This is a genomic window from Streptomyces sp. NPDC050439 (assembly GCF_040655335.1).
GTDB lineage: Bacteria > Actinomycetota > Actinomycetes > Streptomycetales > Streptomycetaceae > Streptomyces.
The window spans coordinates 123,822-138,632 of record NZ_JBFAJT010000010.1 but is presented as its reverse complement, the minus strand read 5'-3'; the positions used below and the strand labels follow the sequence as shown (position 1 = coordinate 138,632).

The following is a 14,811-nucleotide window of genomic DNA, read 5'->3' as shown; positions in this document are numbered from 1 at the left end:
AATTTCCAGGATCCAGGATTGCGGTCAGCCGGGTCCCATCGTGGGCGCTAAATCGGGACAAACCGCACGGGATGCTTCTCGACGGGGAGGGAAGCGCGTCGCTACCTCACCGACGGCCTAGGCTCCGCCGATGTGGCGGTCGTCGAAACATTCGGCGCCAGGGTCGGGCATGCGCGATCATCACGGGAATGAACCCTCGTTTCCTTGGCATCCCTGAGTTGGTCGAAGTCCCGTCCGTGGCGGTCGTGGTCGACGTCATGCGTGCTTTCACCGTGGCCGCCTGGGCTTTTGCCCAGGGGGCGGAGAAGATCGTTCTTGCTGAGTCACTGGACGAAGCCCTGGCGCTCAAGGCCCGCCACCAGGATTGGGTGGCGCTCAAGGACGGTCCGCCCGCGCCCGGTTTCGACACCGTCAACTCGCCGGGGCTGCTGCGGTCAATGGACCTTGGCGGACGGACCGTTGTGCAGAAGACCACGGCAGGGACAGCCGGGGCCCTGGCGGTGAAGGAGGCGTCACTGGTGCTGTGCGCCAGCTTCGTGGTGGCGGAGGCGACGGCTCGGCTCTTGCGGACACACAAGAGCGACAGTGTCACGTTCGTGGTCACTGGCGAGGACGGACGGGCCGATGAGGATCTGGCGTGCGCTCAATACATCGCTCGCAGGGTCACCGAGTCCGGGACGGATGCTGCTGAGTTCGTCCGCCGTGCCGGAGAGTCGCGCGCCGCGGTCGAGTTGACGGAGGGCGTGCGCCAGGGAGTCCATCCTGACCACGTCGCACTCTGTCTTGAGCTGGACCGGTTCTCCTTTGCCATGGTGGCGAAGGTGGAAAACTCACTCATGGTCCTCCGCCCACGCGCCATGCCTTCGCCGGCCGACGAGACTTCGAGCTGATCCCTGGTGGGGTCCAACTCCCGCCATCAAGCGGTGACTGGGGTGATCACGGTGGCCACCCCGGCGCGCAGGAGAATCAGGCGCGCTGTCACCTCACTGACGTCCTCCTCGGCGCCATCGTCGCGCGCGCCGACGGGACTGATACGAAGGTGACCGCGTACGCCTGCAGCCCCGGCGGCGTCACCCGGGCTGCGTGCAGTAGAAGGTCGCCATCGACCCGTCATGCCTATTCAGCTTCAAAGCTGGCTTGGCCCCGAGAACACGCAAGCGGAGGCTTGAGGATGAGCGCTCTCACTATTGCTCTGGTCGGTGCCGTCATCGGGCTCGTGGTCGGACCGATAGCCGTACTGCTGGTGACAAAGGCCCGTAGGAGGCGCTGAGTTGGCGTGAAAGGACGACAGGCGCACGAGGTCGCCGCCTCACGTGAAGCTTTCCGCGCCCGCGCCGACCGGGGAACCCCCCTCCGTTTGCCTTCACGACGCCTGGCCGTGCCCGTGGACGTACTACGAATGCGAAATCCAGCATCAAGCGGTCGTCTGATGGGTCAGGGCCGTTGTGACAGGTCGGCCAGGCGCACGCCGTGCCGTATGCGCAGGCGTCGCAGTTGCCAGTAAGCCAGGAGGACCAGCGTCACCGGGCCGGTGAGGCCAAGGATGAGGCGCACCGGCATGGAGACCTGGTCGTACATCGGGTCTCCCAGGGTGGGCAGGGTCAGGCAGAGCATGAAGGCTGTCGGCAGCAAGACGGGCAGGCAGTCGTGGACATCGGCGCTGCGACCTCCGTTGAGGACGAGGAGCACCATGCCGTACAGGCCGAAGAGTCCCAGCCACAGGCCGCAGGCGGCGGACAGGGGTGAGGCGGGCGGCCAGTCGGAGAGCCTGGTTTGCATGACGACCATCCAGGATGTGCAGGTGAGGACGTAGGCCAGGAGCGGGCCGCGCCACAGCTTGGCCGCGGCCCACTTGCGGCCCTTGGGCGCCAACGCGATCGTCATGCCGCAGAGATTGAAGATCAGCAACATGGCGCCGACGGTGTAGGCGAAACTTTCCCAGAACCGGCCGGGGATTTCACGCACGGGCACAAGGCCAAGGATCAACCAGGTCGCGACGGTCAGGGATAGGCCCAGTGCACCACGCCCGATCTGCGCCCTGCCCATCGCGCGGTCCCTGACCCGGTCGGGGCGGGTCGGTGAGCACAGGCGGTGCGCGGTGATCACCGGCACCAGCCAGCTCAGCCACCACCAAAGACCGCGCCGCTCACGGGGGATGACCCGGAGAATCGGCGCGGGGGCCTGGCGGGGCCGTGGCCCTGGGAGTGGCGGACTTGGACGTCTGGTACCCGGTTGCGCCATCGCTGCCCCCCGTGTCCGGTGTCGGCACCACTGTAGGGAGACGCGGACGGGGTGTCACCGGCGCTTCGCCGGAGAGAACCGGCCCGGTGACGGGGTGTCACCGGCGCTTCGCCGGAGAGAACCGGCCCGGGTTTGTGGTGCGGTCGAGACCGGTCGGTGGGAAACGGCCACAGGCCGACCCCGGCCACACCACCCCACCCCGCGACATCACCGCCCCGACCCGCCCAGAGTTGCGGGCTATCTGCGGTCGTGGCGGCCCGAACGGTCAGCGTGAGGAGGCAGCAGGCGAGGGCGGAGAGACTGGGGACGTTGCTTGGAGGGGCTGTCGCGGCGCCTTCTTGTGAGCATGGCGGTCATGTGGGCTGGGGTGATGCGTCTCAGGCTTTTGGTTGGCCAGGGACGCGGTCGGCAGCGGTCATGGCTGACCGAGCCGTGGCAGATCTGTGCCACGCCGACGCTCAACCTCCAGCGCTAGTACCTGCACACCGTCTGCCCCCGGCATCTTCCTTCTTCCTCTCCGACGCAGGAGGCAGGGAGCCGGATTTCTGCACTTGGGAGTGCCGCACTGTCCAGACTGTCAATGTTCACGGCCGCGTTTTGTACACATACAGACCGCGACGGGGAGGGGGTCCAGGCGTATAGCCTGGACCCGCGATCAGCGCGATACGCCAGAGGCAGGGAAGCCCCGGCCCGAACTTGAGACACCTCCGCGCCCAGGCCATCTCGGACTGATCCCAGCAGCTCGAACTCGCCCTACAGCAGGGGCGGCTGATATCCACCGGACCACTTCTCATCGCTGCGTAACGGCGGTGCGACCGGAGATACCGCGTCGTATCGCCCAGCGCCTATGGCCTACGTCAGGCAACGGCGCGCGACAGGAGCCAGTGGCCATGAGACCAAGCACGGCGAAGCCCAGAAAGAGGACGCCAACATGAGTCGCAGAGCGGACCGCCCCACCGAACCTCCTGCAGTCGAACTCCGTTGCGGTGGGCTGCATTTAACCGTGCAACGCGTGCCTGTGTGGCTCCTCTCGCTGCTCGCCACGGCCGCCGGAGCCGGGGCGGCCTGGTGGACGAGTCATGGCTGATCGTTTGTGGATGGCGACGCACGACGTCATCTCGGATTCGCCCGAAGACGGCCGCGAGCTGGACAGCGGACCCATCGGCGAAGGGACGTGCTGGTGGAGATGGGGGCAGGGCATTGGCATGCACAGCCTGCGGACGGTGGGTGGCAAACGCCGCCCCTGGTGTTCGTCCACGTCGAGAACACCGGAGCCCGCCCGGTGGAGGCGCAGGACTACGCCGCTTTCGCCGAGGACACGTTCGGCTCGCGCATCCGCTTCCCCGGGCGGCTGGTGGCCGGATTGGTGGTGGCCGGATTGGCGGTGGCCGAGGTCAGCCACCCTGCCTGGGCCCGGTCATCGGCCTGAGCATGGCTGCGGTCATCAAGGCGGTCGCCTCGCTCATCCACGCCAAGGCGGACATGTTGAGAGCCCGAGCAGATGCGCAACAGGGGCGGCCCGCGCAAGAAACGCCGGCCGAGGAGGAGGCGGGAGGCACGGCCGGGGAGGCGGCGTTGGGCGCTCGTCAAGCGGACCCTCATTGAAGCGTGCACTTGTGGACGTCACATGTGGGATGCCGCGGGCCGAGCTCCGGATCGTCTCGGCCCGCGGCAGCCCGTGGCCGCCCGTGGCCGCCACCGCATGGAAATCAGTGCTTCACCATGGCCGGGCGACGGTCACAATCGTGAGATCGCCCTTCTCGCCGGCGACGCCCTCGATGTCGCCGAACGGGTTCTGCCAGGAGCCGTCGCCGAATCGAATGGTGTGCCACAGCCGTCCCGCAGCGTTGACCGCACAGACATGGAGCTCGGCACCCGCGGCAGCCGCGCCGACCTGGGCGAGGTCACCCATCTCCCCGGTCTGGCCCTCGATGTCACCGAACGGGAACCAGGATCCATTGGCGCGACGGATGGTGTGCCACAGCCGGCCGGCGGCATTGACCGCGCAGACGTGGAGCTCGGCGCCCGACCCGGCGGCTGCGACGCGTTTGACGCCCCCGACGTCGCCGGTCTGCGCTTCGATGTCGCCGAAGGGGTTTTGCCAGGAGCCATCGGCGAACCGGATCGTGTGCCACAAGCGGCCCTCGGCGTTGACGACGCAGAGATGGACTTGGCCGTTGGCGCCTGCGGCCAGCGCAATGTCGGTCGCTTCGCCGATGTCACCGGCCTGGCCCTCGACGTCCCCGAACGGGAACCAGGATCCATCGGCACGACGGATGGTGTGCCACAGCCGGCCGTCGGCGTTGACCGCGCAGACGTGCAGTTCATCTCCCACTCCCGCACATGCCACCTTGACGACGCTCCCGATGTCGCCCGTCTGTCCTTCGATGTCGCCGAAGGGGTTTTGCCAGGAGCCATCAGCGAACCGAATCGTGTGCCACAAGCGGCCGGCCGCGTTCACCGCACAGACGTGCAGGGTGGGTCCGACGCCGGCGCAGGCGGTCTCGGTGGTGCTTCCGATGTCACCGGCCTGCCCCTCGATGTCACCGAACCCGAACCACGACCGGTCCCCACGGCGGATGGTGTGCCAAAGGCGACCCTCGGCGTTGATGGCACAGACGTGGACGCTCTTCAGGGCCTCGAGTGTCCGCAGGACGTTGATCCGCCCGTAGCCCATCTGCTGGTTGCGGGTGCCGTTCGGGAAGCCGGCGGCCGCAGCATAGGGAGTACTGCCGACCTTGTCGGTGCTGCGTTCGATGACCTCGCGTACATCGTCCGCCGACAGGTCGGGACGAATGCTGCGGACCAATGCGGCAAGGCCGGCGACGTGCGGCGTGGCCGAGGAGGTTCCGTTGAAGGTGGCGAAGTAGTCCCCGGTGCCGTTGTATCCGTCGCCGCCTTGGATGTCGGTGCTGGGGATCCGGACACCGGGGGCGACCACCGAGACGCCAGGGCCGTAATTCGATCCCCACCAGGTCTCGCCGTCCGGGCTGCGCGGGTTCTTGCGCTCATCGGCCTGATCGGAGGCGCCGCACGCGATGACTCGGGGGTGCCGGGCGGGATAGCGGTTGATCCGGCCGTAGTCCTCGTTCCCGGTCGCGGCACACAGGATCACACCAGCTGCGAACGCCCTCTCCAAGGCCGGATCGATGAGGGCGAAGTTCCATCCTGTGGGGCCCCTGCCGTCGCCCGGAGCGTATACCCCGAAGCTCATGCTGATGACCTGGGCGCCGTTGTCCACGGCCCAGTTGATGCCGCGTACGACTTCGACGTCGGTCCAGTTGACGAAGGCCGCGGGCAGGACGCGGCAGCCGCCGGCCACGCCGGCCACACCACTTCCGCTGTTGATGCGGGCGGCGACGATTCCTGCACAGCAGGTGCCGTGGCCGCGGACATCGGCGCTGCCGTGCGGGCTACCGGGCGCGGTCATCCTTGCGAGCTCCACACCGGGACCGGCCAGCGGCAGCAGGTCGGGATGGGTCTGGTCGACGCCGCTGTCCAGTACGCACACCAGCACCGACGCAGAACCGGTCTCCAGGTCCCACCCGGTGACCCCAGGGCCGCCCGCCGAAATCCTGGTCATGCCCCACTGGCTCGGAAAGAGCGGATCGTTGGGGACCAGCGAGAGCGGCACGGCCATCGGCATGACCTCGAAGTGCACGTCGGAGACCAGGGGTGCGGTGGCGCCCTGCGCTTGCAGCTCTTCGCGCATCTCGTAGGCGTTCGAACGGTCCGGGTGCTGAGTCTGCCAGTACTGCAGCCCGTCCAGATGCGCGGAGAGCTCGGTGGACAGCTCCCAGCCGCGTCGGCGCAGCTGCTCGGCCAGGGCGACATCGGCCTGCTCGTCGCGTGATGCGATCACCAGGACGTTGGGCAGTGCGGCCACCAGCCCTTCCAGCCCCTGTACGCCGTCGAGCCGGTAGACCGGGGCGACCCACTCGACCTCTGTCGCCGTGGCGAGCAGGGCGATCTGCGCTTGTGGCACTGCGTCTCCGGTGGTCGAGTGCGCCCAGATGCGCTGCTCGGTTTCGTTGACCACCGGCTGGTTCATGGCTCCCGTGGCCGCCGTGGCCTGACCGCCGCTTTCTCGTTCCAGTTCCGCGCCGCGCAGCAAGGCGTCCACCACCGCTCCGGGGTCCGTCGCGGTGAGCGCGGCGGGCGGAGCGAACGAGACGAGAACCCTGTCCGGATCCCGGACCATGGTCGTGCCCGAGCTGTTGGGCAAGCTGTCTGGGAATACGCTCATTGGACATCCTCCCCCAAGGATGAGCCGTCAGATGCGCTCATGCTGCTCCTGCTCGGGGCGGCCCAAAAGAGGCCGGGACGGAGAATCATCGAATGCCGAACACGAACGAGACAGCAAGGTGACAAGAGTGGGGCGAGGGCTGATGGATGCCCGCTGTGTCGCGCCCAGCGCCTGAGCGACGATCAAGACTGAGAGTGCATCCACCAAAGATCCGGTCCTTCGCAGCCCGCGTGCACCTTGGAAGTGGATCTCTCAGGGCTGCTGGGTACTCACCTCCACGTGCTCTTCCTGCACGGTCGTGGAGCCGATGGCCGCCGTGCCCGCGCCGAGGAGGACTGCGACAGCTGTCGCCACGCCTACGACCGCAACTCGCAGGCGCGGGCGGCGCCGCCGTACGGAAGGCGTTGCGACAGGTGCCGCGGGCATTACGGGTGCGACGGGCACGGCGGGTGCGACGGGCATGGCGGGTGTGGCAGATGGCGGTGCGCCCATCGCGAGTTCCCGGCGGGCGGCTACCCATCGCCGGGTGTCGTCGGCGTCGAGGCCGCAGGCAACGACGAAGGCGACCAGGACGGCCTCACGGGGCAGGCTCTCCCGGCGCAGCATGGTCGCCGCCGTCGAATACGGCAACACCTCACCGGCCGCGGCAGCCGCGCGCTCCAACTCCCGGTAGCTGAGCCCCGACCAGGCCTTCAGGCGGCGCAACTCCGCCATGAACGCCGACGTTTCGGCGGTGCGGGGTGGCACGGGCGGTGGCGTCATGCGGGTCCCTCCGGTTCCGATGTGTGTCGCTGACCTGTGCATAGGCAGACTCGCACAAGCTCGAACAGCTCATCCGTTGAACGAGCTCGCACGCGGCGATCAGCCTTGGTCTCACATCCGTCGTCGTTGTCTTGGAGGCATACGTGGGCCGCCTCGGTTCCCTCGTGCTGTTGCTCGTGCTCGCACTCGTCGGGTGCTCGGATGCGCACACCGTGGCCGGAACAGGCTCCGGTGGCAGGAAGGCGGGGGAGACCCCGACGAGCCGTGACCCGGCGGATCCGGACATCGACCGTTACCTCGACCGCGTGCTTCCGCAGGGGGTGAGCATCACCGTGGCCGCCGCCCGCGGAGGCACGCTCCAGCATTGCGCGGGCCGCGGACTCGCCGACCGCGCGGCGAAGACCCCCGCGACCTGCGACACCGTGTACGACGTCATGTCGATCACGAAGCAGTTCACCGCCGCCGCGATCCTGAAGCTGGAGATGAGCGGCAAGCTCCGGGTGAGCGACCGGATCGGCGCCCATCTCGGCTCCGTGCCCAAGGACAAGCGGGCCATCACCCTGCACCAGCTCCTCACACACACGGCGGGTCTGCCCGACTCACTCGGCGACGACTACGCGCCCCTGTCACGCGCGGACATGCTGGACGGGGTGCTCAAGGCCCGGCTGCGGTCGGCTCCCGGCAAGGAGTTCCGCTATTCGAATGTCGGCTATAGCCTGCTCGCCGCGATCGTCGAGAAGGCCTCGGGCCTCAGCTACGAACGCTACTTGGCCGAGAGCCTGCTCAGGCCCGCCGGAATGACCCGTACCGGCTACGTCCTGCCCGCATGGAGGCGCGAGCAAGTCGCCGTCGAGTATGACCAGCACGGGCGCGCGCAAGGACGGCCGATGGACCACCCCTGGGCCCCCGACGGCCCGTCCTGGAATCTGCGCGGCAACGGCGGAATGCTCTCCACGCCCCGGGACATGTTCCGCTGGCACCGTGCCCTCCTCGGCGACGGCGTCCTGTCCGAGACCGCGAAGCGGAAGCTGTTCGCCCCGCAGGTGCGGGTGCCGGAACTGGACGGTGCCTACGGCTATGGCTGGGTCGTAGTTGACTCCGACGACGACCGGGTCGCCTGGCACGACGGGGGCAACGACTGGTCACTGGCGACCGTCGCCAGGTTCCGCCGCGACGGGATCATGGTGTTCTGGGTAAGCAATCAGGCCTACCAGAAGGGGAAATGGAACCTAGAGGACGATCAGATGAAGCTGACGCATGGCATCGCTGAGCGGCTGCGACGCCGCACCTGACGACAGGGGCCGTCGGCGCGGGCTGGTTGGCATCGGTCCGCACCCGCACCGCGCCTGCGCGGCCGTCTGCCTCAACCTGCCCGAACCCATGTCGTGAAGGCATCAGCGAGTCCGGGCGGGTTGGCGGCTTCTGTTCGGCGGGCGATTGCCTCGTGGTATTCCAGCTCGTGAACGATCACCGGTATGCGCCTTCCGATCGCGCCCTCGAGGACACCACTGTCGTGGAGGTGCTGAGCGAGCTGGACGCATGCCTGGTTGAAGTGGGCCTCGATCTGCGCGGCGAGCGGTCCGACGGTTGCCGCCCAGTCCGCGGAGTCAGCGGGTTCGTCGTACCAGAGGCCGAGTTCGCTGATCCACCGGCGGCGTGCTGCCGCTCCACCGGGGTCCCGGGTGCGGTCACCGATCACAGCCAGCTCGTTCTGGAGCCAGAAGGCGTAGTTCCAGCGAGCTTCTGACCTGTCGGAGGCATCCGCGCTGCTGCGCCGGAACTGTGCTTCGGTGTTGTTTCCGATGGTCAGGACGGGGTGTCGTGGGTCGTCGTCCTCGTTGCCGACAAGGAACGAGATGGCGTAGATGTCGGTCGCCTCGGCGGCCGTGATCGATGTGATCACTTGCATGGCTTGCGTGTGGAGATGGCTGTGGAAGGTCACGAATACGGGGCCTTTCGAGTGCGATTGCTGACGGCGACGGCGGCGGTGAAGTCGGCCCAGTCGCCGGCGGGACCTCATCTGGCGTCGCAGGCCCTCGTCGATGCTGCTTACCCTGGCACCAGGGGGTGGCTCGTGGGCGGTTCGGGCAGCCAGTCTCGAGCCGGGTCGTACTCCAGCCATCGACTTCGCCCGGCTTCTGCCGCGCAGGCGGCGATGAGGCTGTCCAGCCCCGGGTGCCCGTCGCCGGTCCGCCACAGCAGTGACCAGGCGTACAACGGCGTTGGGTCGATCAGAGGGACGGTGCGCAGTCCGGGGACCTCCGGCAGTGGCACGTCGGCGGGCAGCAGGGAGAAGCGACGCGGCTCCCTTGCAACCTCGGCGAGGAAGTGGGCGAGCCCGAGATTGACGCTCGTGGCCGTGTCGTGGATCTCGAATCGGTCGGCGAACCGGTGGAGGAAGTCGAGCCGGTCCAAGGTGCCCGGTGCCCACAGCACGCTGCCGCGCAGCTGGTCAGGCCGCAGCGCCGGTTCGGCTGCGAGCGGGTGGTCGGCGCTCAGTACGGCGTCCACCGGTTCGAGGCGGACAAGTCGGTGGGCAAGGCCGGCGGGCAGCGGGGGGTGGACGCGGCCGAAGGCCGCGTCGATGTCGCCGTGCAGCAGTGCTATCGACACCGACGGCAGATCGCGGCCGTGACCTAACGTCAACTCTCCGGTCTGACCTGCGACGTGGGCCAGCGTCCGCGTTGGCGCGTAAAGGTGACCCCAGACATCTACGCGCAGGGGACGGTCCTTGCCGACTGCCGCTGCTACGGCGGCATCGGCGGCGGCCAGGGCCTGCCGGGCAGGTGAGAGGAAACGCCGGCCGGCCTCGGTGAGGCGTACGCCGTTGCCGCCGCGCTGCAACAGTTGGGTGCCGAGCAGGGATTCCAGCCGCGCGATCCTCTTGGACAGCGCCTGCTGGGAGAGGGCGAGCGTCCCGGCCGCCCGCCCGAAGTGCAGTTCCTCGGCGGTGCGCACGAAGGCTCGTACCTGCGCCACGTCGAGATCCATGGCTCCCACCATAGGCGACAACCAGAAGTTGTCGCCGTTGCCTGTTCGTTGTTGGATCGCGGGGCTGCCCCGAAGGTTGCATCCTCTGCATGCAAAGACTGATTCCCACCGGAGAAGCGGCGCGCCCGGTCGCTTTCGCCGAGGCCCCCCAACCCGTGCCGGGGCCCATGGAGGCACTGATCAAAGTCGAGGCGTTCGCCCTGAACCGGGGCGAGACCTTCCTTCTCGAGGAACCCCGGCCGGGGGCGCTGCCCGGCAAGGACATCGCAGGGCTCGTCGTACAGGCGGCGGCTGACGGCTCCGGCCCCGGCATCGGCACCCGCGTGGTCGGGCACCCGGCGCAGGGCGGCTGGGCCGAGTACGTCGCCGTGCCCACGCACTCGCTCGCGGTACTCCCGGACAGCATCGACAGCGCACAGGCGGCGGCCCTGCCCCTGGCCGGGATCACCGCCCTGCGGCTGCTGCGTACGGCCGGCTCCCTGGCCGGCCGACGGGTGCTGCTGACCGGCGCCTCGGGAGGCGTCGGCCACTACGTCACCGAACTGGCCGTCGGCGCAGGAGCCGAGCTGACCGCAGTGACCGCCACGCCCGCGCGGGGCGAGCGGCTCGTGGAGCTGGGCGCGCAGGTGGCGCACGAGGTCGCCGCAGCCCACGGACCGTTCGATGTCGTGCTGGAGTCCACCGGCGGGCCGACTCTGCCACTGGCCCTGGCCAAGGTACGCCCGGGCGGCACGCTCGTCTGGTTCGGCCAGGCCAGTCGCACCCCGGTGACCCTCGACTTCTTCCAACTCCTTGGCGGGCCCGAGCGCGTCACGATCCAGCACTTCCACTACGCCGACGCCCCCTACGGCTCCGATCTCGCGGCACTGGTACGCCTTGTGGAACACGGCCGGCTGCACCCGGAGATCGGTCGCATCGCCGACTGGGGGCAGACCGTCGACACACTGATCGACCTGCGAGAGCGCCGGATACGCGGCAAGGCCGTCCTGCTGATCGGAGGAACACGATGAACGCCGCCGACTTCGCCGCCGCCCAGTGGACACGTGCCACGGGGGCGGGCGTGGACCCGCACGAGTACCGGCGCGTCACCGAGGACCTCACCTCCCTCGACGACTGGGGGCCCTCCTTCGTGCGGACCGCAAACAGTTACCTGCAACGAGCGGACGACGCGAGATCTCCCCGCTCGGCGGGCGAGTCCCTGCTGATGGCGGCCCGGTGGTTCCACCTGGCCACCCTGGCGCCGTACGCGGACGCACCGCGGGCTGTCGTAGAGGCGGATCACGCCTTGGGCCAGGCGCTCACCGTGCTGGATCCTGGTGCGCGACGGGTGAGCGGCGAGGGATTCGACGGATGGCTGCGTGGCCCCGTCGCCGCGCCGGGGACCGTGGTTGTCGTTCCCGGTCTGGACTCAGCCAAGGAGGAGTTCCTCGATCTGGTGTCCGCGCTGCTGGACAGGGGGCTTGCGGTGTTCGCGATGGACGGCCCCGGACAGGGCGTGCTCGCCGCCACCACGACGTTCATACCGGACTACGAGCGGGTCATGGGCCGGGTCATCGACGCCCTCGGCGTCGCACGCATCGGCCTCGTCGGCTTGAGTCTGGGCGGATACTTCGCGGCCCGGGCCGCAGCACTGGAGCCGCGCGTGGCGGCCGTCGCCACCGTCAGCGGTCCCTTCCGCCTCGACTGGGCGGAACTGCCCCCGCCGGTACGGGACATCATGGCCCGGCGCACCGGAGGAGTTGCCGCCGCCCACCAGTTCGTGGGCCACGTGGACCTTGCCGCCCTGGCACCCCGCATCACTGCTCCGCTGCTGGTCGTGGACGGCGGCCAGGACGTCATCCCTGGGGTGGCGAAGGGTGAGCCCCTGGCCCGATTGGCGCCGCACGGCACGTACCTGTCCGTCCCACACGGCGACCATCTCCTCGGCAACGCGCGGCCCGACTGGCTGCCCCACCTGAGCGACCACCTCACGCACACCCTGACGGGAACATCGGCATGACCGGCATGAACCGCTTCACCCACAAGACCGTCCTCATCACCGGAGGCACGAGCGGCATGGGCCTCGCGACCGCCCGCCGCCTCATCGCCGAAGGCGGCCACACCATCGTCACCGGCCGCACCCGGGCACGAGTGGACGCCGCCGTCCAGGAGCTCGGCCCGCGGGCCTCGGGGATCGTCGCCGATGTCACCGACCTCGGCGCGGTCGACGCGCTGATGGCGACCGTCCGGGAGCGTCACGGCCAGCTGGACGGCCTCTTCGCGAACGCGGGCACCGGCACGTTCCTGCCCTTCGAGAACATCACCGAACCGGACTTCGACCACGGCATCGACGTCAACTTCAAGGGCGTGTTCTTCACCGTACAAAAGGCACTGCCGCTGTTGGCGGACGGAGGCGCGATCGTCATCAACGCCTCCTGGACCCTCCACCGGGGCAACAGTGTCCTGACCCTGTACTCGGCGACCAAAGCCGCCGTGCACAACCTGGCTCGAACCCTCGCCGCCGCACTCGCCCCGCGCGGCATCCGCGTCAACTCCGTCAGCCCCGGCTACATCGACACCCCGATGTACCCGCCGACGCACTGAATCAAGCGGAGGCGAAGGCGGTCACCGGGCAGATCGTCTCCGGCCGCTTCGGACGCCCGGACGAGGTTGCCGCCGCCGTGGCGTTCCTGGCCTCTTCCGACGCGTCCTACATCAACGGCCAGGATCTCGTCATCGACGGTGGCCTGGTCGGTGCGGTACCCGTCTGACGAAACTCATGGTTTGTGGGTGACCCAGAGCAGTTCCGCCGGCCAGCGGTGTGCCCAGTCGGGCGGGTCGGTTTCGTTGTAGCCGTTACGTGTGGCGCGTTCGGGCCGCGGTTCGATGAGGTCGTCGATGATGAGACCCGCGCCGCGCAGGACTCTGACCCAGTCGCCGTAGGTGAGCTGATAGCTCAGCGCGCCGTCGTCTTCGGCGATGGTGTGCAGCCCGAAGTAGTCGGTTTGCATCGTCGTGGTCACGCGGCTGGCTGCTTCGTCGTAACACGCTTCGAACCAGGGGCTGGCGACGTTGAACACCAGGCGCCCGCCTGGGCGCAAGACGCGTGCGGCCTGGGGTACGGCCAGGTGCGGGGGCGCCCAGCTGAGCCCGCCGAAGTCGCAGAAGACCAGGTCGAAGCTCTCGGCGGCGAAGGGTAGTTGTTCGGCCGCGCCCTGCACCAGTGGGTAGCGGGCCGTCCCCATCGCTCCGGCTGCCGCGGCGAGCTGGGCTTCGGACAGGTCGAGCCCGACCACGGTGGCGCCCTCGGCGGCCAGCGCCCTGGACCACTGGCCGGCGCCGCAGCCGAGTTCCAGGACGCGCTTGCCGCTGACGTCGCCCAGGGCCTGCAGCTGCGCGTCGGGGATGGAATACATGCCCCACAGCCGGGGGGTGGCGCCGATTTGTGGGTCGTGCTCGTGCTGGTAGGCGCTGCTGATCTGATTCCAGAGCCGCCGGTTGGCGGGGATGCTGTCCACGTGCCGACTCCAGCACTGCCTGCCAGGAGAGGTCAACACGTTTAGGGCACCGGCCGGCCCTCACCTCGATCCGGCGTTCCGGTGCTCAACTCGCCTTGGGTACACGACCGAGCGTAGGTCGGAGAAGCGGTGCATGGCGGGCCAAGAAGTCCCAGAGCTGGCCGGCGATCGGTCCGTGCGGGCGATCGCGCCGACGCGCTGCCGAGAGATCCTCCACCACACCGGGAAAGTGCCGTCCGGCGATGGAGAGCAGACTTCCGTCACGCAACTCCTTCTCGATCATGAATCGCGGCACGTGCCCCCACGCCATGCCGTGCAGGATCAGTTCCTTCTTCATGAGGTGGTCAGGAACAGAGCTTTGGGGCGCGCCTTCGACCAGGAAGTGGCCTTGCTCGAACGGTTGCCGCGCCGAGTCCCGGACCACGCATTGGGTGAAGGCCTGCATGCGCTGCGGTGTGATGTCGGCGTCCGGAGGGAAGGGCAGGAAACCGGGCGCCACGACGGGCACCAGCGCGACGCGGCCGAGATCGATCCACTCCATCCGCACGTCGCTCTTGGGGACGCGATGCACGATGAGGTCGGCTTCGTCCTCCAGCAGCCGCTCCCAAGGACCGGTGACCGTCTCGAACTGCAGGCGCAGTCGTGTCTGCGGGCACTGCGCGAAGAAGCGGCTGAGCCTCTCCAGCACCGGTGGAAGGGGGCACAGGTCTCCGAGCACCACGCGCAATTCGGCCTCTTCGCCCATCGCCAACTGTGCCGCGTAGGTCTGTAGTTCCTCCGCCTCGTGCAGCAGGAAGCGCACCTTGCGGTGAAAAGCTTGCCCCGCCTCGGTGAGTTGCACCCGGTAGCCCGAGCGATCCAGCAGGTCCAGACCCAACTGGCGCTCCAACTTGGCGACTGCCGCGAACACGGAAGGGTGCGAACGGTGCAGCCGCTCGGCGGCCGCCTGGAAGCCGCCGTCGATCACAACGGCGTTGAAGCACTGCAACTCGTGGAGCGTGAAGTTCGACATCGTCCAGGAAACCTACAGGGTTCTTCTGATCTTTGTAATAGAAGTTTGCAGAGGGTGTTCTT

Annotated in this window: 14 protein-coding genes; 7 read left to right on the top strand and 7 right to left on the bottom strand. The window is 68.5% G+C overall.

The window, feature by feature from the left end:
• The first annotated feature begins 188 nt into the window (after nt 1–188).
• A complete protein-coding gene (locus AB0I66_RS35285; protein ID WP_363212110.1) occupies nt 189–890 on the top strand; it encodes a 2-phosphosulfolactate phosphatase in 702 nt (233 codons plus the stop codon).
• A gap of 544 nt (nt 891–1,434) precedes the next feature.
• On the opposite strand, the gene AB0I66_RS35280 is transcribed toward AB0I66_RS35285, so the two are convergent.
• Complete coding sequence (locus AB0I66_RS35280) at nt 1,435–1,965, bottom strand: hypothetical protein (RefSeq protein ID WP_363212109.1); 531 nt, start codon at nt 1,963–1,965, stop codon at nt 1,435–1,437.
• Between the two features lie 1,522 nt (nt 1,966–3,487).
• Between AB0I66_RS35280 and AB0I66_RS35275 the strand changes: the two genes are divergently transcribed.
• Complete coding sequence (locus AB0I66_RS35275; protein ID WP_363212108.1) at nt 3,488–3,670, top strand: hypothetical protein; 183 nt, start codon at nt 3,488–3,490, stop codon at nt 3,668–3,670.
• A gap of 288 nt (nt 3,671–3,958) precedes the next feature.
• Here AB0I66_RS35275 and AB0I66_RS35270 read toward each other — a convergent pair whose 3' ends face one another.
• Both AB0I66_RS35270 and AB0I66_RS35265 read right to left on the bottom strand, forming a co-directional pair.
• A complete protein-coding gene (locus AB0I66_RS35270; protein ID WP_363212107.1) occupies nt 3,959–6,487 on the bottom strand; it encodes a S8 family serine peptidase in 2,529 nt (842 codons plus the stop codon).
• Nucleotides 6,488–6,739: 252 nt separating this feature from the next.
• Nucleotides 6,740–7,249 (bottom strand): hypothetical protein, encoded by a 510-nt coding sequence (locus AB0I66_RS35265; protein WP_363212105.1) that lies wholly within the window; start codon nt 7,247–7,249, stop codon nt 6,740–6,742.
• Between the two features lie 143 nt (nt 7,250–7,392).
• Between AB0I66_RS35265 and AB0I66_RS35260 the strand changes: the two genes are divergently transcribed.
• Nucleotides 7,393–8,541 carry a serine hydrolase domain-containing protein gene (locus tag AB0I66_RS35260; RefSeq protein WP_363212104.1) on the top strand — a complete coding sequence of 383 codons (1,149 nt, stop codon included), beginning with the start codon at nt 7,393–7,395 and terminating at the stop codon, nt 8,539–8,541.
• 71 nt (nt 8,542–8,612) lie between these two features.
• Here AB0I66_RS35260 and AB0I66_RS35255 read toward each other — a convergent pair whose 3' ends face one another.
• Together AB0I66_RS35255 and AB0I66_RS35250 are read right to left on the bottom strand one after the other, a co-directional pair.
• Nucleotides 8,613–9,158 (bottom strand): hypothetical protein, encoded by a 546-nt coding sequence (locus tag AB0I66_RS35255; protein WP_363212103.1) that lies wholly within the window; start codon nt 9,156–9,158, stop codon nt 8,613–8,615.
• Between the two features lie 140 nt (nt 9,159–9,298).
• Complete coding sequence (locus AB0I66_RS35250; protein WP_363212102.1) at nt 9,299–10,240, bottom strand: LysR family transcriptional regulator; 942 nt, start codon at nt 10,238–10,240, stop codon at nt 9,299–9,301.
• Nucleotides 10,241–10,329: 89 nt separating this feature from the next.
• Between AB0I66_RS35250 and AB0I66_RS35245 the strand changes: the two genes are divergently transcribed.
• The 4 genes from AB0I66_RS35245 to AB0I66_RS35230 are packed head-to-tail and all read left to right on the top strand — an operon-like array spanning nt 10,330 to nt 12,990.
• Entirely contained in the window at nt 10,330–11,250 is a 921-nt protein-coding gene (locus AB0I66_RS35245; protein ID WP_363212101.1) for a zinc-binding dehydrogenase, read from the top strand.
• Nucleotides 11,247–12,239 (top strand): alpha/beta fold hydrolase, encoded by a 993-nt coding sequence (locus tag AB0I66_RS35240; protein ID WP_363212100.1) that lies wholly within the window; start codon nt 11,247–11,249, stop codon nt 12,237–12,239. Before AB0I66_RS35245 ends, AB0I66_RS35240 begins: the two co-directional genes overlap by 4 nt.
• The gene (locus tag AB0I66_RS35235; RefSeq protein WP_363212099.1) at nt 12,236–12,823 is read left to right on the top strand and encodes an SDR family NAD(P)-dependent oxidoreductase; all 588 of its coding nucleotides are present in this window, start codon (nt 12,236–12,238) and stop codon (nt 12,821–12,823) included. The genes AB0I66_RS35240 and AB0I66_RS35235 overlap by 4 nt, the downstream gene beginning before the upstream one ends.
• Nucleotides 12,820–12,990 (top strand): SDR family oxidoreductase, encoded by a 171-nt coding sequence (locus AB0I66_RS35230; protein ID WP_363212369.1) that lies wholly within the window; start codon nt 12,820–12,822, stop codon nt 12,988–12,990. Before AB0I66_RS35235 ends, AB0I66_RS35230 begins: the two co-directional genes overlap by 4 nt.
• Nucleotides 12,991–12,996: 6 nt before the next feature.
• Here the strand turns inward: AB0I66_RS35230 and AB0I66_RS35225 are convergent, their stop codons facing one another.
• Complete coding sequence (locus AB0I66_RS35225; protein ID WP_363212098.1) at nt 12,997–13,737, bottom strand: class I SAM-dependent methyltransferase; 741 nt, start codon at nt 13,735–13,737, stop codon at nt 12,997–12,999.
• Nucleotides 13,738–13,822: 85 nt separating this feature from the next.
• Complete coding sequence (locus AB0I66_RS35220; RefSeq protein WP_363212097.1) at nt 13,823–14,749, bottom strand: LysR family transcriptional regulator; 927 nt, start codon at nt 14,747–14,749, stop codon at nt 13,823–13,825.
• Between the last annotated feature and the right edge of the window lie 62 nt (nt 14,750–14,811).

Coding starts and splice junctions, on each gene's coding strand:
- AB0I66_RS35285 (WP_363212110.1), top strand. CDS start 189: ATGAACCCTCGTTTCCTTGGCATCCCTGAGTTGGTCGAAGTCCCGTCC.
- AB0I66_RS35270 (WP_363212107.1), bottom strand. CDS start 6,487: ATGAGCGTATTCCCAGACAGCTTGCCCAACAGCTCGGGCACGACCATG.
- AB0I66_RS35265 (WP_363212105.1), bottom strand. CDS start 7,249: ATGACGCCACCGCCCGTGCCACCCCGCACCGCCGAAACGTCGGCGTTC.
- AB0I66_RS35255 (WP_363212103.1), bottom strand. CDS start 9,158: ATGCAAGTGATCACATCGATCACGGCCGCCGAGGCGACCGACATCTAC.
- AB0I66_RS35250 (WP_363212102.1), bottom strand. CDS start 10,240: ATGGATCTCGACGTGGCGCAGGTACGAGCCTTCGTGCGCACCGCCGAG.
- AB0I66_RS35245 (WP_363212101.1), top strand. CDS start 10,330: ATGCAAAGACTGATTCCCACCGGAGAAGCGGCGCGCCCGGTCGCTTTC.
- AB0I66_RS35240 (WP_363212100.1), top strand. CDS start 11,247: ATGAACGCCGCCGACTTCGCCGCCGCCCAGTGGACACGTGCCACGGGG.
- AB0I66_RS35235 (WP_363212099.1), top strand. CDS start 12,236: ATGACCGGCATGAACCGCTTCACCCACAAGACCGTCCTCATCACCGGA.
- AB0I66_RS35220 (WP_363212097.1), bottom strand. CDS start 14,749: ATGTCGAACTTCACGCTCCACGAGTTGCAGTGCTTCAACGCCGTTGTG.